The 18,581-nt window shown below is 34.8% G+C and carries 15 protein-coding genes, 1 other RNA gene and 1 pseudogene; 6 read left to right on the forward strand and 11 right to left on the reverse strand.

The window, feature by feature from the left end:
• Nucleotides 1–137: 137 nt before the first annotated feature.
• The 3 genes and pseudogenes from Q1V95_RS06070 to lptB form a co-directional block, all read right to left on the reverse strand.
• Nucleotides 138–929 (reverse strand): sulfite exporter TauE/SafE family protein, encoded by a 792-nt coding sequence (locus Q1V95_RS06070; RefSeq protein WP_300671674.1) that lies wholly within the window; start codon nt 927–929, stop codon nt 138–140.
• A 101-nt stretch (nt 930–1,030) separates the two neighbouring features.
• Nucleotides 1,031–1,654: a Crp/Fnr family transcriptional regulator gene (locus tag Q1V95_RS06075; RefSeq protein WP_300671677.1), complete on the reverse strand. Its 624-nt coding sequence runs from the start codon at nt 1,652–1,654 to the stop codon at nt 1,031–1,033.
• Between the two features lie 339 nt (nt 1,655–1,993).
• Nucleotides 1,994–2,719: pseudogene (lptB, locus tag Q1V95_RS06080) on the reverse strand (LPS export ABC transporter ATP-binding protein); the annotation flags it as partial.
• 295 nt (nt 2,720–3,014) lie between these two features.
• On the opposite strand from lptB, the gene Q1V95_RS06085 reads away from it, so the two are divergent.
• Complete coding sequence (locus tag Q1V95_RS06085) at nt 3,015–3,785, forward strand: TrmH family RNA methyltransferase (protein WP_300671681.1); 771 nt, start codon at nt 3,015–3,017, stop codon at nt 3,783–3,785.
• A 51-nt stretch (nt 3,786–3,836) separates the two neighbouring features.
• On the opposite strand, the gene Q1V95_RS06090 is transcribed toward Q1V95_RS06085, so the two are convergent.
• The gene (locus Q1V95_RS06090) at nt 3,837–4,100 is read right to left on the reverse strand and encodes a hypothetical protein (protein ID WP_300671684.1); all 264 of its coding nucleotides are present in this window, start codon (nt 4,098–4,100) and stop codon (nt 3,837–3,839) included.
• A gap of 182 nt (nt 4,101–4,282) precedes the next feature.
• Here Q1V95_RS06090 and Q1V95_RS06095 point away from each other — a divergent pair, with 182 nt between their 5' ends.
• Entirely contained in the window at nt 4,283–5,443 is a 1,161-nt protein-coding gene (locus Q1V95_RS06095; RefSeq protein ID WP_300671687.1) for a hypothetical protein, read from the forward strand.
• Nucleotides 5,433–6,074 carry a hypothetical protein gene (locus Q1V95_RS06100; RefSeq protein ID WP_300671689.1) on the forward strand — a complete coding sequence of 214 codons (642 nt, stop codon included), beginning with the start codon at nt 5,433–5,435 and terminating at the stop codon, nt 6,072–6,074. Before Q1V95_RS06095 ends, Q1V95_RS06100 begins: the two co-directional genes overlap by 11 nt.
• A gap of 47 nt (nt 6,075–6,121) precedes the next feature.
• Here the strand turns inward: Q1V95_RS06100 and Q1V95_RS06105 are convergent, their stop codons facing one another.
• The 4 genes from Q1V95_RS06105 to Q1V95_RS06120 form a co-directional block, all read right to left on the reverse strand.
• Nucleotides 6,122–6,340 (reverse strand): hypothetical protein, encoded by a 219-nt coding sequence (locus Q1V95_RS06105; RefSeq protein ID WP_300671692.1) that lies wholly within the window; start codon nt 6,338–6,340, stop codon nt 6,122–6,124.
• A gap of 176 nt (nt 6,341–6,516) precedes the next feature.
• On the reverse strand, nt 6,517–7,089 hold the full coding sequence (locus tag Q1V95_RS06110; protein WP_300671695.1) for a 5-formyltetrahydrofolate cyclo-ligase: 573 nt from the start codon (nt 7,087–7,089) through the stop codon (nt 6,517–6,519).
• A complete protein-coding gene (locus Q1V95_RS06115) occupies nt 7,089–7,319 on the reverse strand; it encodes a ferredoxin (RefSeq protein ID WP_300671698.1) in 231 nt (76 codons plus the stop codon). Before Q1V95_RS06115 ends, Q1V95_RS06110 begins: the two co-directional genes overlap by 1 nt.
• 15 nt (nt 7,320–7,334) lie before the next feature.
• On the reverse strand, nt 7,335–8,630 hold the full coding sequence (locus Q1V95_RS06120; RefSeq protein ID WP_300671700.1) for a peptidase U32 family protein: 1,296 nt from the start codon (nt 8,628–8,630) through the stop codon (nt 7,335–7,337).
• Between the two features lie 345 nt (nt 8,631–8,975).
• Between Q1V95_RS06120 and Q1V95_RS06125 the strand changes: the two genes are divergently transcribed.
• A complete protein-coding gene (locus Q1V95_RS06125; RefSeq protein ID WP_300671703.1) occupies nt 8,976–10,496 on the forward strand; it encodes a trypsin-like peptidase domain-containing protein in 1,521 nt (506 codons plus the stop codon).
• 53 nt (nt 10,497–10,549) lie between these two features.
• Here the strand turns inward: Q1V95_RS06125 and Q1V95_RS06130 are convergent, their stop codons facing one another.
• Nucleotides 10,550–11,443: a DUF72 domain-containing protein gene (locus tag Q1V95_RS06130; RefSeq protein WP_300671705.1), complete on the reverse strand. Its 894-nt coding sequence runs from the start codon at nt 11,441–11,443 to the stop codon at nt 10,550–10,552.
• 357 nt (nt 11,444–11,800) lie between these two features.
• Here Q1V95_RS06130 and Q1V95_RS06135 point away from each other — a divergent pair, with 357 nt between their 5' ends.
• The gene (locus Q1V95_RS06135; RefSeq protein WP_300671707.1) at nt 11,801–14,980 is read left to right on the forward strand and encodes a TonB-dependent receptor; all 3,180 of its coding nucleotides are present in this window, start codon (nt 11,801–11,803) and stop codon (nt 14,978–14,980) included.
• Between the two features lie 348 nt (nt 14,981–15,328).
• On the opposite strand, the gene Q1V95_RS06140 is transcribed toward Q1V95_RS06135, so the two are convergent.
• Both Q1V95_RS06140 and Q1V95_RS06145 read right to left on the reverse strand, forming a co-directional pair.
• Nucleotides 15,329–16,984, reverse strand: coding sequence for a ribonucleoside-diphosphate reductase subunit alpha (locus tag Q1V95_RS06140; RefSeq protein WP_300671713.1), 1,656 nt, complete (start codon nt 16,982–16,984; stop codon nt 15,329–15,331).
• A gap of 67 nt (nt 16,985–17,051) precedes the next feature.
• On the reverse strand, nt 17,052–18,026 hold the full coding sequence (locus tag Q1V95_RS06145; RefSeq protein WP_300671710.1) for a ribonucleotide-diphosphate reductase subunit beta: 975 nt from the start codon (nt 18,024–18,026) through the stop codon (nt 17,052–17,054).
• A gap of 421 nt (nt 18,027–18,447) precedes the next feature.
• Between Q1V95_RS06145 and ssrA the strand changes: the two genes are divergently transcribed.
• Nucleotides 18,448–18,581, forward strand: a transfer-messenger RNA (tmRNA) gene (gene ssrA, locus Q1V95_RS06150); the annotation flags it as partial.

Raw genomic sequence — 18,581 nt, forward strand, 5'->3', positions numbered from 1 at the left:
TTCATAATTCATAATTCATAATTCATAATTCATAATTCATAATTCATAATTCATAATTCATAATTCATAATTCATAATTCATAATTCATAATTCATAATTCATAATTCATAATTCATAATTCATAATTCATAATTCCTTACAAAAACACTTCCTTTACAATCACAAAAATTCCCATTAGCAAAACAAAATATCCGAAAGCGGGCTTTAGTTTTTTACCATCAATATTTTTGGAAAGTCGTGCACCGATTAAAATTCCAAGAATTGCTAAACCAGAAATTAGCATTAAAAACATCCAATTAATTTCTCCAAAATGCTCATACGATGTTAAAAATCCAAATGCGGAATTGATTGCAATAATTAATAAAGAAGTTCCAATCGCTTTTTTCATGGGTGTTTTCAGCAATCCGACTAAAGCAGGAATAATTAAAAATCCTCCGCCAGCTCCTACAAATCCTGTGATAATTCCAACCACTAATCCTTGAAAAATAACGAATGGATAATTGTATTTTTGATTGTTTTGTAAGGTCGGGCGCTTATCTTTTTTTATCATTTTAAAAGAAGCAACCAACATTAAAACTGCAAAAACCAGCATCAAGAACATGCTTTTCGTGATTTCTAAATCTCCGATTTCGAATAATGTATTTGGAATTTGAGGAAGAATAAAATGTCGGGATAAATAAACGCCAACGATGGACGGTAATCCGAAAGTGATGACAGTTTTAAAATCGATTAAATTATTTCTGAAATAACTCACAGAACCCACCAAACTAGTTGCACCAACCACAAAAAGGGAATAAGTCGTCGCCAAAACCACATCGATCTGGAACAGATACACCAAAACGGGAACTGTCAAAATACTTCCGCCGCCTCCAATTAATCCGAGTGAAATTCCTATTAAAATTGATGCTAAAAATCCTGCTACCTCCATTTTTTTTTCGTATGATGATGCAAAGTTGAGGTAAACAGAAAAAGTGTACAGCTACTTTTGTTACATTTCGCTAATGGCAGTTGGCTATTGACTTTTAGTCTTTAAAGTAAAGTGATTTTGTTGCGACCGAGCTGAAGTTCGCCGTTTTCTTCAAGTTGTTTTAGAAGTCGGGAAACCACAACGCAAGCGGTTCCCAATTCGTTGGCAAGTTGTTCGTGGGTAACATTTAAAATGTTGGATTGCGTGAGTTCGGCTTTCTTCTCGAGGAGATTCAAAAGGCGTTCGTCCACTTTTTTGAAAGCGATTTCGTTGATAATACCCAACAATTCTTCAAACCTTTTATGGTATAATTTGAAAATATAATCAAGCCACTCGGGATGTTCTTTTATAAACTCCGAAACCTTTGTTACAGGTAGAAAAAGAATCTCTGCATCTTCCTCAATTTCGGCTTTCACCTTGCTGGTTTCGTTGTGCATACCGCCCAAAAAAGACATAATGCAAGATTCGCCAGCTTTGATGTAATACAATAGAATTTCGCGACCATCTTCTTCAGTGCGAACAACCTTCATTGTGCCTTTTGTAACAATTGGAATTGCACGAATACTGGAATTTTCGTCCACAATAATATCTCCAGCTTGATATTCTTTACTAATGCTGTATTTATACAACTTTTCGAGAAGCTCTGGCGTGGATTGAAATTCTTGCATTAATTCTGGACTATCCATTTAGATTTCTTTGGTATCGAAAGACGTCAAATATCTTAATTTTTCTGTCGAAAGTTTTTCTGCGTTTTGCTTGATGTCGTCTAAACTGCTGCTTGCACGCAACTCTAATTTTTGAAGAACGAAAGAATTATGCGCATTTTTATCAACAACCTCAGAGAAAATAAATTCAATTTCCGAGTTGGCTAAAGAAGCAAAACTAATATCTTCGAAACCATAAAGCAGTTTTAAATCTTTTGCATCAGGGAAAAACTCATCAACATAATCTTGGAAATCATTTTTAGAATCGAAATCGCCTGTCCAAATATTATAAACATAATGTTTTTTCGTTGACTTATTCAGAATATCCTGATAAACAAAGTTTTCTCCAAGATAAGCTTCACGAACTTGTGGGTCGTTCGCCAAATCTTCTGGAAGACCTTCTTTCAGGATTCTTCCTTCGAACATAATATAAGTTTTATGTGTAATCGCCAAAGTTTGTTGAACGTTGTGGTCGGTAATTAAGATTCCGATATTTTTGTCCACCAAACTGCGGACAATTTTTTGAATATCTTCCACCGCAATCGGGTCAACTCCCGCGAAAGGTTCATCGAGAAGAATAAAGTTGGGACTTGTCGCCAAACATCTTGCGATTTCTGTTCTACGACGCTCACCACCGGAAAGTAAGTCACCACGGTTTTTGCGAACATGATGAAGCGAGAATTCTTCAATCAGCTCGTCGCATTTCATTTGTTGTTGCTTTTTGGAAAGATTCGTTAACTGCAAAACGCCCATCAAATTATCTTCTACAGACAATTTTCTAAAAATGGAAGCTTCTTGTGCTAAATATCCGATACCTTTTTGGGCACGTCGGTACATCGCATCGTTGGTAATCTCTTGTTTATCGAGGAAAATTTTACCAGAAGTTGGTTTTACCAAACCTACAATCATGTAGAAAGAAGTGGTTTTTCCAGCTCCGTTTGGACCTAACAAACCGACAATTTCACCTTGTTGAACCTGTACAGAAACGCCTTTTACAACTTTCTTTGGTCCATATTCTTTAATTAAATTTTCTCCTCGTAAAATCATAGTGACAAAGATAAGTAATTTTGAGACTTGCTAAGTTGACCAAATCTTAAAACTATGCCAAATCTCTAGCCCCGATTGAACGATATGTTTGAGCTCATCCTAAAAGCGATGGCAAAGAGATGGCTTAGGATAGCGAGTAGTGAAAACGGGAATTGCTCCAAAAAAAAACACATCATCAAAAAAAATATGTAAAAAAGTGAAGATTACCTTTAAGCAGAAAAAATATAGCAATTGTCGAATTCCAAATTTGGAAAAAGCTGCAAATAATAACGTAATTTGTAAAAAATAAGCAGAAATGCAGATTATAGAAAGTTTTCAGAACGAAAAAATAAAGAAAATTAGCCGATGGCTAACGAAAAATAACGACCGCAAAAAAGCCGGCGTCTTCCTTGTAGAGGGACAGCAAGAAAATGAACGCGCTCAAGAATTTGGTTATGAAGCGACAGAATTCTACATCGCTCCTGATATTTTTGTTGGAAAAAGCCCAAGCGAAAATGTCAATTTTGTTAGTAAAGCTGTCTATGAAAAAATCGCTTATCGCGGTACAACGGAGGGTATTATTGGTGTTTATAAGCACCGTGAAGAAGATTTACAATCTTTGGAACTAAAAAATAATTCGACGATAATTATATTAGAAAGTATTGAAAAGCCAGGAAATCTAGGAGCAATCCTTAGAAGTTGTGAGGCATTTGGGATTGATGCGTTAATTGTCACTGACCCAAAAGTTGACTTTTATAATCCGAATGTTATCCGAAGTAGCGTCGGCTGTCTTTTTGGGATGCGTTTTTTTGCAGTTCAAAATGAGGAAGCTTTGAACTTTTTGACAAAAAATAATTTTGAAATCTACACGACCTTTATGTCAAATGATGCAAAACAGCTTGCCAGTCGCGATATGAATGTAAAAAGTGCTGTTCTGTTTGGTACAGAACATTCTGGTCTTAGTGACTTTTGGAAAGGCAAAGGAAAAAATACATTAATCCCAATGGTTGGAAGTATTGATTCGTTGAACTTGAGTAATGCTGTTGCCATAACATGTTACGAAGCGCTTCGCCAAAAAATGAAATAAAAAAAACCGATTCGAAAACGAATCGGTTTTTTTTTACAAATAATTTTTTAATTATTTTGTAGCTTCTTTAGCAGCTTCTTTAACTTCTTTACCAGCTTCTTTAACTTCAGCAGCAGCATCTTTTACTTTAGCAGCAGCAGAGTCAACTTTAGCAGCAGAAGAATCAACTGAAGCAGCAGCAGAATCAACACCAGCAGCAGCAGAATCAACACCAGCAGCAGCAGAATCAGTGTTAGCAGCGTCTACGTTGTCAGTTTTTTTACAAGCTACAAGAGAGATAGCAGCGATAGCAGCTACAAATAATGACTTTTTCATAATAAATTAAATTTAATTTTGTTTGTTATTTTAAATGAATTCTTTTCTGTTCTATCAATTTGAACAAGACAAAGGTATGGCGGTAAAAAAATTTGTGTTAGAAAATTAATTGTAATATCTTTGTAAAATAGTTTTACAATTAAACACACCTGTAAAACAGCTAATTATAAATTTTTCAGCATTTGGACAATTTAGAAATTTTATACTTCGAACAGCTAAAAAAAGAGGTTCAGACCAAATATTTGGAGAACCACACCCCTTCCCACAGTGATATCACCAAGTGGAAAGGTATTGACATTATATACTTCCAAGAAGACTTAAGAAAATATGCTAAAGGAAACATTAGTGAAAAGTCTTTCTACACTTACTTCAAGACCTCTCCAGTAACAAAATTGCCTAGAATTGACATGCTTAATTTGCTGTCAAATTATGCAGGTTATGAGTCATGGTTTAATTATAAAAAATTAAAACCAATAGAACAGGCAGTTCCTGAGACTTCTACTATTGTTGAAACTACAGAAGAAATCCCACAAACTATTGTAACAGAGCCTAACAACGAAGTAAATAACAACATTGAAACTAATACTCCTAAAAATGAAATTTTAGAAGTTAGACAACCAATAAAAGTCACCATTGAAAACGAACTCGAAAAAATTTCAAAAGAAGGCGATTTACAAATTAACACAACTGATAATCAAACAACTAAACAAATTTCAAATCTTCCAAAAAAGAACTTTTTCAAGAAAAACATTTGGTATATCATTACTTCAGTTTTATGTTTATTAATATTGTTTTTGGTTTTTAGAGACCAATGGATGTACAAAGACTACACTTATAGCTTTATAGACTCTGATAGAAACACTATTATTAAAGATGAGCTTGATGTTAAAATCTTGAAGGAAAACGAATCACCAATATTAATTCGGGTAAAGCCAAACGAACCTTTCAAATATACTACAAAGAGCAAAAGCCTCACTATGATTGTGTCATCGCCGTTCTACCGAACAGACACCATCAAAAGAAATCTAGAAACAGCTCCTGAAAAAGAAAATATTGAGTTAAAACCAAATGATTATGCGATTCTACTCTATTATTATTCGCGATCTATCAAGGATTTTAAAAAGAAAAGAGAGCAACTAAATCAATTGATTAGTGATGATGCACAAATCACGCAAGTTTACGATAACGAAACCTATGGCGTAGAACGACTTGACAAGCAAAAATACATTAGCCTTGTAACACTTCCTACTACAGCTTTAGAAAACCTAAACGTAATCGACACTCAGATGAAAAATGGTAAAATAGTCCTTATCCGCTTCAAAATCTCAACTAATGAAAACTAAAATATTATCTATATTCATCATATTGCTTGCAAGCTTTTACATTATTTCTTGTAGTAAAAAATATGAAGGTGATAGCAACATCAATGATGTTAAATACAAGAATAATCGCAACACAATTCCATCAACAAAGATGGATAGTGCCCAAGCGATCAACACTATCACGAAGCAGAAAATACAGGATTTATTAGACCTTTCGACGCTTTACATTTCTGGAAATAAAGACACGGAAATTGATTCTGTAATCTATGCACAGATGCAAAGTTATTTTTTCAAGAATGATTCGTTGCAGTTAAAACCACTTTTCAAGGATTTGGATAGTCTTAAGGTAAGATACACGAGCATCAACAACTTAAATATCGAGCGTAAAGTTTCGGGAAAAGATACTTTTGATGTTGCAAAGTTTAAAGTAGAATACTACAACAATAAGAAAGCTTTTATTGGAAGTTATGACAGAAATGCAGAATATGTCTTGAAGTCTGTTCCAACAAAGGATCATAACGAATTCAAGTTCTACTTTAGAAATTTTTATGCGGATCTAGCCAAGAAAGTAGATTCGATTAAAGAACCTACACCTGTACAAAACGCCGATAAAAGTGCAGTCAGTAAAGAGAAAGCGACAAAAAGAAGATAAAAAAAGCCTCCAAAATTGGAGGCTTAATTTTTCAATCTACTTAAAGATTACTTTTTGATTTCGTTAACTGCGTCTTTAACTTCAGTCTTAGCAGAGTCAACTTTAGCAGCTGCAGAATCAACTTTAGCAACTGCAGTATCAACTACTTTTGAAAGAGAATCTACTTTAGCTGTTGCAGAATCAACATTCGTTTCTACTTTATCCGCTTTCTTACAAGCTACGATTGCTAATGAAGCGAAAACTGATGCGAAAATTACTTTTTTCATAATAAATGCTTTAATAATTAATATATATATAATTTGTGTTTCGTTCAGTACGTTTGAACATTACAAATATATGTCAGCAATTATTACAAATAAAACAATTCGATTGTATAGTTCTTGTATTTTGTTTTACAATTTTTAATATTTGATTTTCAATATTTTAAACAAATAAACCAGTGTTAAAATACAAAAATACGATTAGGAATAATTAAAAAATCAAGCAATATATCTGTTTCAAAAACATTCGAAATATATTCTTTAGGTTCAAAAAAATTGAGACCAACTTTCTTTTTAATAAAATTCTCGGAAAAGAAGCGATCATAAAAACCCTTGCCATAACCCAAACGATTCCCCAATGGATCTGCATACAAAAGTGGTGTTATACAGAAGTCAAATTCTTTAATAGAACTTCCTATATTGGTTTTTGGTTCTTTAATATTCCATTTACTAAATGTAAACTCTGTTTCTGGTGTTATTTCAATGGAAATTAAATCCTCGCCAACAACTTTTGGAACAAAAATTTGGATACTATTTTCAAAACAATAATCAAAAAAGAATTTTGTACCAACTTCATTCTTAGTCGTTATCGGTAAAAAACAATGAATCTTAGAATTTGGTTTTAAATCAAACTCATTTAAGAAAGTTTCAAAAATTTCTTTTGAAAATAGAAAAACCTCATCTTGCGATAAGGTCATTCTTTTATCTAAATACTTCTTTCTTAAAACATCTTTTGTTTCAAAAAGCTTTTCCATTATATTTCTTTAACTGAGATAATATTAACAGGACAGGCTTTCGCTGCTTTGTCACAAGGCTCAAATGCATCTGGAATCGGTGTTTTAATCGTGAAAAAGCCTTTCTTCTCGATAGACTTTAACAACACTGACTTTCCATCTTTTTTTGACATCCTAAAGTATTCTGGAGCAAATTCTGCACAATAATTACAGCCAATGCATTTGTCTCTTTGTAATGTAACAATAACCATCAATCGAAGTTTATATTAGTGTGAATAAGCGCCTTCTTCAACATTATTTTGCTGCGTTCCGGGCTCTTCAACCTTAACAACTTTGTACAACTTGTCAGATGGACGCATACGGAATTCCGTTTTGAAAGTAATCACATCTGCCTTCGTTGCTTTGGTTGCACCTTCTTTGCCATCTACTTTAAGACCTTTGATTACCATTTCTTGCGAACCTGTCGTTGGACCTTGGATCAAAACAGTATCACCTTCTGCCAAATCATAAGCTTCGATTAAGAACTCAGCAATCTCTGACTTAGGATAAAAATGGCGACCTTTTCCGATGTAAACTTTCTTTTGCGTTGCACTAGATCCAGAATTATCTGACCATTCGCCCAACTCTTGACCAAGATAGTAACCAGCCCAGAAACCTCTGTTATACACCGTTTCTAATCTTGTCATCCATTCAGCGACTTTTTCTTGAGAGAAAGTTCCATCTGCGATGCTATCAATAGCTTCACGGTAACATTTTGTCACCATAGCGACATATTCTGGCGCACGACCACGGCCTTCGATTTTCAAAACTTTAACACCAGCATCTTCAATTTGATCTAAGAAACCAATTGTACAAAGATCTTTTGGCGACATCATGTATTCATTATCCAATTCTATTTCGAAACCAGATTCTTGATCGATAACGGTATATTTTTTACGACAATTTTGCTTGCAAGCACCTCTGTTAGCAGACGAGTTATTAGAATGAAGGCTCAAGTAACATTTTCCTGAAACTGCCATACAAAGTGCGCCGTGACCGAAAATTTCGACTTCTACCAAATTACCAGAAGGACCTTTAACTTGTTCTTTTTCGATCTGAGTAGCGATTTTTTTAATTTGAGAAATACTCAACTCACGACTCATTACCATTGTATCAGCAAAAAGTGCATAGAACTTTACAGTTTCAATATTTGTAACATTAATCTGCGTCGAAATATGAACTTCCATTCCGATTTGTCTTGCATAAGCAATCACCGCTTGATCCATCGCAATAACAGCTGTAAGATTAGCTGCTTTTGCTTTGTCCAAAAGTGTTTTGATAATAGATAAATCGTGGTCGTATATAATGGTATTAAGTGTTAGATAAGTTCTGACACCTTTTTCTTCACAACGTCTTGCAATCTCTGGAAGATCGTCCAATGTGAAATTCATGGTAGCACGAGCACGCATATTAAGCTGCTCTACCCCAAAGTAAACAGAATCTGCACCATTGTCAATCGCCGCTTGTAACGAAGTAAAATCTCCTGCGGGAGACATTAGTTCTATTCTTCCTGTTTTTGTCATTTTAATCTAAATAAATTTTTGCAAAGGTAATTAATTTATTCTTGATTAAAATTAATCCCAATTGATAGTTTTATTTGTCAAAAATCACAGTTTCTATGAGAAAAGTTGTCAGTCAACAAAAGAATAACGGACAGAATTTCACATTTATTAAATATTACAACTGAACCGAACGTCTTAAAATGCTTTTAAAACCACTAAAAAACTCTTAAAATCGCTCGATATTTACTAATTTATATTTAATAATGGTTAAACTTCGTTAAATCTGTAACACTAAGTTTTTAGTTTATACTTATTTAGCATTAAATTTGTTTAGAGATTAAAATCAAAAATTAAAGGAAATATAAAATGAATAATACAATTAAAAAACTAATGCCGTTGGCTGTTGTGGGCGTTCTTTCTGGTGCTACTACTTTTGGAGCGATTAAATATTTTGACCCACATAATTCTGGTGAGGATTTTTCCTATTTTACAAAATCAAGTAACAATGCAAGCTTTGTCGGGATGAATACCGCAGGTGTTGGTGACGACTTCGTGAAAGCTTCAAAAATGACTGTTCCGGCAGTTGTAACGATAAAGAACTACTCTGACAGATCTGCTCAAAGAGCACCTGACAGTGACTTGTTCGATTACTTTTTCGGAAACCCTTTTGGTGGTGGTAGACAACCACAACAACGTCAGCAAGCGCCGAAAAACATGCCGTCTGGACTAGGTTCTGGAGTTATTATTTCGCCTGACGGTTACATCATCTCTAACAATCACGTGGTTGCTGGAGCGAGTAAATTGGAAGTCGTGCTAAGTAATAAGAAAACTTACATCGCTAATCTTATAGGTACTGACCCTAACACCGATATTGCGCTTTTAAAAATTGAAGAAAAAGGATTGCCTTATCTTAATTTCGCAAATTCGGATGCTACGGAAGTTGGACAATGGGTTCTTGCAGTTGGTAATCCACTAGGACTTAACTCTACGGTTACTGCAGGTATTATTTCTGCAAAAGGTAGAAGTATTGATTTGCTAAGTCAACAATCTAGAACGCCAATTGAAAGCTTTATCCAAACTGATGCTGCGATTAATCCAGGAAACAGTGGTGGTGCTTTGGTTAACGTAAGTGGCGACCTTATTGGTATTAACACAGCAATTTCGTCAAACACTGGATATTACGAAGGTTATGGTTTTGCTGTTCCGTCTAACTTAGCACGAAAAATTGTTGAGGACATCAAGAAATTCGGGTTGGTGCAAAGAGGATTCTTGGGTGTTGGTACATTAGATTTGTCAAATGACAATCAAGTGATGGCTTATAACCAAGAGAAAAAAGCAAACTTAAAAACTGGCAATGGTGTCTATGTACGAGAAGTAACGGATAATAGTGGCGCAAGTGATGCTGGACTAAGAGTTGGTGATGTGATTACAAAAATTGATAACACGGATATCAATAGTTATGCAGACCTTTCTTTCGTGATCGGAAGCAAAAGACCAGGTGATAAAGTTTTGGTAACTTATACTAGAAATGGAAAAACCAATTCTGCAAACGTAACTTTGAAAGATCAAAAAGGCAACACTTCTGCAAGAAGTAAAGCTGATCTAAGTGTGACTGAGAAAATTGGTAGTGAATTCGAACCGTTGAGTGACAAAATCAAAACCAACTATGGTCTTAACAGTGGTGTTATTGCAAGAAATGTTGTTGAAGGAAGCGAGATGGACAAAATCGGAATCGTTGACAACTACATTATCATCGAGGTTAATGGAAAACCAGTTAATAGCCAAAAAGATGTTGAAAAGATTCTTACAGGATACCAAGGCAACGTCCAAGTAAAATATGTTGACGAATATGGTAGAATTACCACTAGAGGTTTCAAAATGCCCTAGTCAATAAACAATATTAAAAAGGAAAGCAGCTCGAAGGTGAGCTGCTTTTTTATTTAAAACAAAGTCAATTTTGAAGGATCGCTTCCCATTTGTGGAATATGGATTTCAGTGCCCCAGGCTTCGTTTAGATTTTTAATAAAATGTGCGGACAATAATGGTGACGCCTTTTCTATATTTTGGTGAACGAAAAAATATAAATTTTCCAAGCCCTCCTTTTTCCAAGTTGTCAAACGATCCAACCAATCGTCCAATCTTTGATAATCGTTTTCTGCATTGGCTCCGACATATCTAATGAAAGCCGTTGGCGTTGTCAATCGCATGTGTAACATATCACGGCGACCCGCAGTATCCACAATAATATTGGTTATGTTATTCTCTTCAAACAATTTACAAGTCTTGTCAAAAACCTCTTCATCAATAAACCATTCTGTGTTACGAAGTTCAACAGCTAAAGCAACTTCCTTTGGCCAATTTTGAATAAACTTTTCTAAACGGTCGTAGTCTTTTGGTTTAAAATTATCATGTAATTGCAAGAAAACCATCCCAAGTTTATCACCAAAATTAAGAACGGAAGTTGCAAACTGTGTCACGACATCATCGATATTTAACAACCTTCTGAAGTGCGAAACGGTATTGGTAATTTTTGGAAAAAACTTAAAATCATCTGGTGTTTTATCTTTCCAAGTTAAGACTTGATCAGGCGAAGGCATTCCATAGAAAGTTGCATTTAACTCAATGGAATTAAATTGTGTCGCATAATAACTAAGCTCATCTTTGGTACCTTTTGGATAAAAACCTTTAAGATCGGTTTTGTTCCATTTGGCACAACCAATAGAAATATCTTGCAAGCCTTTTTTATTTAGTTTTAAAATAGATTTGGTGTGCGAATTATCTTTTGGTAATGTAAAGTCTATCTGCGAAGGGTCTTCAACTTGTCCGAATTTCATATTAATTAGTTTTAAAATTATCATTCTTCCTAACAAAGATAATTCAATAATTAGCATAATAAGAAATCAAATGTTAACAAAATTAATAACATTACAGCTTAAACGCTAGTTTGACTTAATATTTGATTTACATTAAAATCTTTTTCTGAAAACGATTTTTTAATCCTTAAAAAGCTAAACCAAAATGCTTTTAAAACACATCAACCCATAGCGAGCAAATCTAATTTTTAATAAAAATTATAATGATTTTAAGTTTTTTTTAAGGAAATTTTAAAAAAGAAGTGACGTAATGTTAATTTTATGTTATCTCAATTTGGAATATGTGAGGATAATTTTGCACAGTAAATATATCTAAACATGAAAAGAAAACTTATCTGTGCATTTGCTTTACTATCTTTTGGTTTTGCATTTTCTCAGGAAACAACTTCCAAAATCTTAGGAAAACTGAAAGGAACTTCTACAGAAATGACTGTAAAAGTAACACACATCCCGACCAACTCAAGCTTTGAAACTAAGACTAACAACAAAGGTCTTTTTAGCCTAGACAACTTGCAGCCAGGTGGACCTTACAAGATTGTAGTAACGGATGGCAGTAATGTTGTCTATAGCAATGACAACATTCAACTTTCTTTAGGAAGCAATGATCTTCCAGTAATGCAAATTGCATCAACAGATGAGAAAGCAATTGAAGGTGTAACAATTACTTCAAAAAAAATCGTTAAAAATGGTGTTGGTATTAACCAAGCTCAGATAACAGGACTTCCAAATATCAATAGAGGTATCCAAGATGTTACCAAATTGGTTCCGCAAAGTGCAAATAACTCTTTCAATGGTACTAACTTCCGTTACAACAACGTAACTATTGATGGTTCGATCAACAATGACGCTATTGGATTTAGTCCATCTTTAGGAGGTCAAACGGGAACTTCGGGAATGCCAGGAAGTAGTACAAGATCCAATTCTATCAGTTTGGACGCTATCCAAGATGTACAAGTCTATATCGCACCTTACGACGTAAAACTTGGTAACTTCTTAGGAGGAAGTGTTAATGCTGTTACAAGAAGTGGTAGTAACACTGTGGAAGGATCAATCTATATGTACGGAAGAAATGCTTCTATCACAGGAAATAATCGCGTTGGTGATGGTTCCAAAATGCCATCTTCTTTCGAAGATTTCATTTATGGTGCAAGAGTTGGCGCTCCAATTGTGAGAGATAAAGTCTTCTTATTTTCAAATATCGAATATACAAAAAGAACAGACCCTGTATTCTACAATGCAGACGACCAAGGCGCTTTGGTAACAAATGATGTAGCAAGCAAGCTTCATGATTTTGTAAAAAACAAATATGGTTTTGACATCGGATCTTACAACGGTTATAACAACACTTCCGAAAGTGGAAAAATGTTTAACAAACTAGATTGGAAGATTAACGATCAACATACGCTTTCCATTAAAAACAATACTGTATTTTCACAAGCAAGTAACCTAGAGAGAGATGGTGCTAACTTTAGATTCTCGAGCATTGACTTTATGCAGAAGAATATGTCATCTAGTACAACTTTAGAATTAAAAAGTAGATTCAACAGTGCTTGGAACAACAATTTGGTTTTAGGATACTCTTCAATCCACGATTACAGAGACCCGACATCAGCTAACAAAATGTTCCCTCAGGTGGAAATTTCTTACAACGGAGGAACTATCCTTTTTGGTAACGATCGTGAAGCTTCTGTATTCAACATGAAACAAAAGACTTTCGAGATTACTGATAACTTAACATACAAAAAAGGAGTACATACATTCTTATTAGGAACGCACAACGAGTTGTATAACATCAACTACGGATTTGTGAACGCTCTTAACGGTAGAATTTCTTACAAAAGCTTAAACGACTTCTACGCAGGAACGCCGGCAAGGATCCGTGGAACATATCCATTTGATGGAGCAAGTAGAGATTATTTATTTAACAATCCTTATGCAAAGTTTAACATCAACTTGTTATCACTTTACTTCCAAGATGAGATTAACTTAGGACGTTTGAGACTTTCTCCAGGTGTTAGATTAGATTATACCAATCTTCCAGAAAAACCACAGTTAAGTAGCAAAGTAACGGCTTCTCCTCAAGATCCAAACTACGGAACAACTTATACTTACACGCCACTTAGCCAAATCGACAACAGCTACTTGAGCAAACCGACAATCTCTCCAAGATTAGGTTTCACGTGGGATTTAACAGAAAGCAAATCTGTAGTGTTACGAGGAGGATCAGGTATCTTCGTGGGTAGAATTCCATTCGCTTGGTTAGGTTATGCTTATTACAACGATGGTGTAGGATTCGGAAGTTATGATTACAACGGACCTACTGCAGCACAACTTGCCGCTAACGGAGATCCATTAACAAGTGGAAACTTTGCTAAATGGCAAAACTCTTCTAAAGTACAAGTTGACTTAGTTGACAACAATTTCAAAATGCCAAGAGTATGGAGAAGTTCATTAGCTTTGGATTATGTTGTTGATGGTTATAAATTCACGTTAGAGGGAATTTACACAAAAGTTATCTACGATCTTAAATTCCAACAAGTTAACAAAACCGATCAAGTTACTTATTTTAGCTACGATACCGAGCATCAAATGCCAATCTACACGACCAATATTAACAGTAACTTCTCGAACGCATACATGCTTTCGAACACGAAACTTGGTTACCGTTACAACTTGACAGCTCAATTGTCAAAAGCTTATAAATTTGGTCTTAACTTCTTTGCAGCTTATACTTATGGTGATGCAAAAGATATCACCAATGGTATTAGAAACTCAATGGAAAGTAACTGGCAGATGAACCAATCTTTGACACCTAACGATCCAAAACTTTCAACATCTAACTTCGCTATCAAAAATAGAGTTGTTGCGAATGTAGGTTATACTGTTCCACTTTCGGATAACAATAGACTTTCTGCTAACGTATACTTCAACGCACAATCTGGGAATCCATATTCTTGGGGATTTGTGAACAGTACCATTGCAAATACTGGACAAGCAGCAGGTTTGGCTTATATCTTCAAAGATGCAGCAGAAGCAGCTAAATATTTAGCTCCTATTAAAGATGGTGCTGGTAACGTTGTTGTAACGACACAACAACAGGTTGCAGATTACGAATCTTTTGTAAATGGTGACAAATATTTGAAAACAAGACGCGGACAATTCACTGAAAGAAATGGTGCTTTCACACCTTGGAATATCCAAGCGGATTTCAAAATCTCTGACGAAATTAAATTTAAAGGTAAAAACAGTCTTCAAATTTCATTTAGTGTAATCAACCTTACGAATATGTTGAACAAAGATTGGGGTAAAGTATACTTTGTACCAAATACCTTTAACTCAACAGCAAGTGTAGGACTTACGAAAGTTGGAAACGTAGCAGCTGGACAACCAGGAGCTGGAGACCCAACTTACAACTTCAAAACACCAGGATTGCCTTATACAATCGATCAGTTCGCATCGAGATTCCAAGGTCAATTAGGTTTGAGATATAATTTTTAGTATCGAATAACTTTTCATTTTACATTTACTTCTTCAAAAGGGCTTTCAACAAATGTTGGAAGCCTTTTTCTTATTTTAAAATCTATAAATATTGAATACTAGATTTCTCTCTGCTAAAATAACAAGCATAAGAATTGCAAAATCATAATTAAACTCGCGTAGATCTGGCAAAAAAATGTATTAAGAACTTTACTGAATTCTCGACTTGGTTTATCCTGAACTTGTAGAAGGGCTTCGCTACTCGATTTGACGTTGTGGAAATAAAACTTCCCGAAAAATTCGAGCACAAAAAAAGACCGCAGAAAATCTGCGGTCTTTTTAAGTATCAATTATTATAAAGTCATTTTGTTATGCTTCGCAAGAAGAACAACTTACAAAGTTCACCATCAATTCTTTTGACACCGACGAACTTCTTTGGTAATATAGGGTTTTTACACCTTTTTTCCAAGCTTCGATCATCACATAATTAACATCTTTAACCGGCATTGTAGACGGAATTTGTAAGTTAAGTGATTGCGCTTGGTCGATATATTGTTGTCTTTGAGCAGCTTGTGACACAATTTCCATTGGAGAAATCTCTCTAAAAGTTTTGAAAACTGCTTTTTCATCATCCGTCAAACCATCAAGATGTTGTACAGAACCGTGATTTAACATCACATTTCTCCACGTTTCTTCGTTATCAAGACCTTTTTCTTCTAATAATTTAGCAAGATATTTATTCTTACGCATAAAGTTTCCTTTTGCCAGACCTGCTTTGTAATAGTTAGAAGCGAAAGGCTCAATACCAGGCGAAGTTTGCCCTAAAATTGCAGAACTAGAAGTTGTTGGAGCAATCGCCATCAAAGTTGTGTTACGAAGTCCGTAACCTTTTAACATTTCTGGTTCGCCATAGATGTTTGCTAATTCTTTGGATGCAATTTCTGCCTGCTCTTTAATATGACGGAAAGCTCTCGCATTAAATTGCGTCGCTTCGAAACTTTCAAACGGAATCATATTCTTTTGTAAATAAGAATGGTAACCCAAAACGCCCAAACCTAAAGCTCTGTGACGCATTGCAAAATTACGCGCTGATGTCAAATAATAGTTACCTTCAGTTTTTTCGATAAACTCCGACAATACAGCGTCTAGGAAATAAATCGCCAACTTAACAGCGTTGGTATCTTTCCACTCGTCGAACAACTCAAGGTTCATGGAAGAAAGACAACAGATAAATGACTCATTGGTTGTCGATGGCAACATAATCTCCGAACAAAGATTACTTGCATTAACCATCAAGCCTGCATCTTTATAGACTTGAGGTTTATTTCTGTTAACATTATCCGTAAAGAAAATATATGGTAAACCTTTTTGCTGACGGCTTTCTAGCACGCGCGCCCAAATTTTACGTTTCTCCATATCACCATCTACCATATCTTGCATCCAATAATCTGGAACGCAAACACCCGTAAATAAGTTTTGGATAGGACTTCCGATATCTTTGATTGATAAAAATTCCTCAATATCACCGTGGTCGATGTCAAGGTAAGCAGCAAAAGCACCACGTCTTACACCGCCTTGTGATACAACATCCATCGCAGTGTCAAACAATTTCATAAACGAAACTGCACCCGAAGATTTTCCGTTGTCTGTAACAGCTGTACCACGATTACGCAATTCTCCAAAATAACCCGATGTACCACCACCGATTTTGGTTTGCATAATTACTTCACCCATTTTGTGCGTGATTCCTTCAATGCTATCTGGAATATGAACATTAAAACACGAAATCGGCAATCCTCTTTGTGTTCCCATATTTGCCCAAACTGGCGATGAAAAACTAATCCAACCTTTTACAATCATCTCTTTGAAAGCTGGTTGCAATTCTGGTTTGAAAAGTCTTTTTGCTGCAGCAGTTGTAATACGATCAATTGCGCCATCTACGGTTTCACCTTTTAGAAGATAACCTCTGTTAAGCATTTGTTCAGACTCTTCGTTGAGCCACCAGATATCGATATTTTCGTCCATCATATGTTTATATATTGAGAATCACCAAAGTGACGTTAAATTTAATTTTAAAATAAAACTGAAAATTTTAGAACAAATCGTTAGCAGTAATCGACTTATCATGTTTTGTATAATCTACAGGTCTTTTTGCAAAGAAATCATCCATAGAGTTCGCGAATACTTCCTCCTCGAACCAAACCATTGGTCTGTATTGCTCCGGAGAAACATCGTAACGTGTTTTCATTCCGATTTTTTTAAGAGAATCGTCAACACGGTATTTCATAAAGTTAAGAAGATCTTCTTTTGAGAAGTTATCCAATTCGCCTTGCTCAAAAATCCAATCAAGAATTTCTGCTTCTAACGCGATAGACTCATCAACCAAAGTGTAAATATCTTCGATGTCAGAATCTGTCAAAAGATTAGGTTGCTCCTCTCTGATTTTGTTGATTAAATAAATACCAGCATTAGCGTGGATTTGCTCATCAACAGATGTCCATGCAATAATGTTAGACACATTCTTCATGAATCCTTTGAATCTTGTAAACGACAAAATAATCGCAAATTGAGAGAACAAAGACACGTTTTCAATCAAGATTGAAAACAATAATAAAGAAGAAACGTATTCTTTCGGCGTTGTAGAATTAGCATGCTTAAGAACATTTGACAAAAAATCAATTCTTTTCTTAACTGCAGAAATTTCAACTACACTGTTAAACTCTTCGTTGTAACCAAGCACTTCCAATAATCTAGAATAAGCTTCTGAGTGACGGAATTCACACTCCGCGAAAGTTGCTCCCAAACCATTAAATTCTGGCTTTGGTAAGTGGTTGTAAAGATTTCCCCAAAAAGTTTTAACCGAAACTTCGATTTGAGCAATTGCTAAAAGCGCATGTTTAACCGCAATTTTTTCATGTGGTGCCAATTGAGAATGGAAATCTTGGATATCTGCGGTAAAATCTACTTCAGAGTGAACCCAAAAAGATTTGTTAATTGCTTCTACAAATTGTAAAATCTCAGGATACTCAAATGGTTTGTAACTAACTCTTTTATCAAAAATGCCCATAATTCTTTAACTTTTTATTCGCGTTTTATGCTTTGTAGCAGTGATTTATTTTCTTTGGAAATATTTATTTGTTTCAATTTCAAGAATTTAGAAAATATGATTTTGAAACAAATCGGTCTTACAAAAATAGAAATAGAAAGTCTAAAAAGAAAATCCAAAAGCCCCGAAAAGTGGAAAATTAATGTTAATGTTTTAAAAAGTTTTCCACAGAATTCGCCAAGCTTTGATTAGCAATAGGTTAGCAAAATTCTAAACTAGATTTATCCACAATGATGCTTTTAATAATTAAACAAAAACAAGCATCTAATTGATATTCAATAATTTAAAAACAAACAAGAAACAAAGTCTTGATATAAAACAAGAGAGGCTAAAATTTAGAAAAGAAAGACGGGATAAAATTTGTATCTTTGCAGACACACTTGGGGTTGACTGGTTTCGACAGCAAGACCAATGTGTAAGTAAGCATGCAGAGAACCGTAGCGCGATCTCTTTAATCCCTTGCTACAAAATTTTAACTGGCAACGAAGAGTTCGCTCTTGCAGCTTAATCCGAAGT

Source organism: Soonwooa sp. (assembly GCF_030151385.1).
Taxonomy (GTDB): Bacteria; Bacteroidota; Bacteroidia; order Flavobacteriales; family Weeksellaceae; genus Soonwooa.

What these genes read in the sequence shown, in the direction of transcription:
- Q1V95_RS06130 (WP_300671705.1), bottom strand. Translation starts at nt 11,443, where the DNA reads ATGAAATTCGGACAAGTTGAAGACCCTTCGCAGATAGACTTTACATTA.
- Q1V95_RS06085 (WP_300671681.1), top strand. Translation starts at nt 3,015, where the DNA reads ATGCAGATTATAGAAAGTTTTCAGAACGAAAAAATAAAGAAAATTAGC.
- Q1V95_RS06105 (WP_300671692.1), bottom strand. Translation starts at nt 6,340, where the DNA reads ATGAAAAAAGTAATTTTCGCATCAGTTTTCGCTTCATTAGCAATCGTA.
- Q1V95_RS06135 (WP_300671707.1), top strand. Translation starts at nt 11,801, where the DNA reads ATGAAAAGAAAACTTATCTGTGCATTTGCTTTACTATCTTTTGGTTTT.
- Q1V95_RS06090 (WP_300671684.1), bottom strand. Translation starts at nt 4,100, where the DNA reads ATGAAAAAGTCATTATTTGTAGCTGCTATCGCTGCTATCTCTCTTGTA.
- Q1V95_RS06100 (WP_300671689.1), top strand. Translation starts at nt 5,433, where the DNA reads ATGAAAACTAAAATATTATCTATATTCATCATATTGCTTGCAAGCTTT.
- Q1V95_RS06115 (WP_300671698.1), bottom strand. Translation starts at nt 7,319, where the DNA reads ATGGTTATTGTTACATTACAAAGAGACAAATGCATTGGCTGTAATTAT.
- Q1V95_RS06125 (WP_300671703.1), top strand. Translation starts at nt 8,976, where the DNA reads ATGAATAATACAATTAAAAAACTAATGCCGTTGGCTGTTGTGGGCGTT.
- Q1V95_RS06120 (WP_300671700.1), bottom strand. Translation starts at nt 8,630, where the DNA reads ATGACAAAAACAGGAAGAATAGAACTAATGTCTCCCGCAGGAGATTTT.
- Q1V95_RS06140 (WP_300671713.1), bottom strand. Translation starts at nt 16,984, where the DNA reads ATGGACGAAAATATCGATATCTGGTGGCTCAACGAAGAGTCTGAACAA.
- Q1V95_RS06075 (WP_300671677.1), bottom strand. Translation starts at nt 1,654, where the DNA reads ATGGATAGTCCAGAATTAATGCAAGAATTTCAATCCACGCCAGAGCTT.
- Q1V95_RS06110 (WP_300671695.1), bottom strand. Translation starts at nt 7,089, where the DNA reads ATGGAAAAGCTTTTTGAAACAAAAGATGTTTTAAGAAAGAAGTATTTA.
- Q1V95_RS06070 (WP_300671674.1), bottom strand. Translation starts at nt 929, where the DNA reads ATGGAGGTAGCAGGATTTTTAGCATCAATTTTAATAGGAATTTCACTC.
- Q1V95_RS06145 (WP_300671710.1), bottom strand. Translation starts at nt 18,026, where the DNA reads ATGGGCATTTTTGATAAAAGAGTTAGTTACAAACCATTTGAGTATCCT.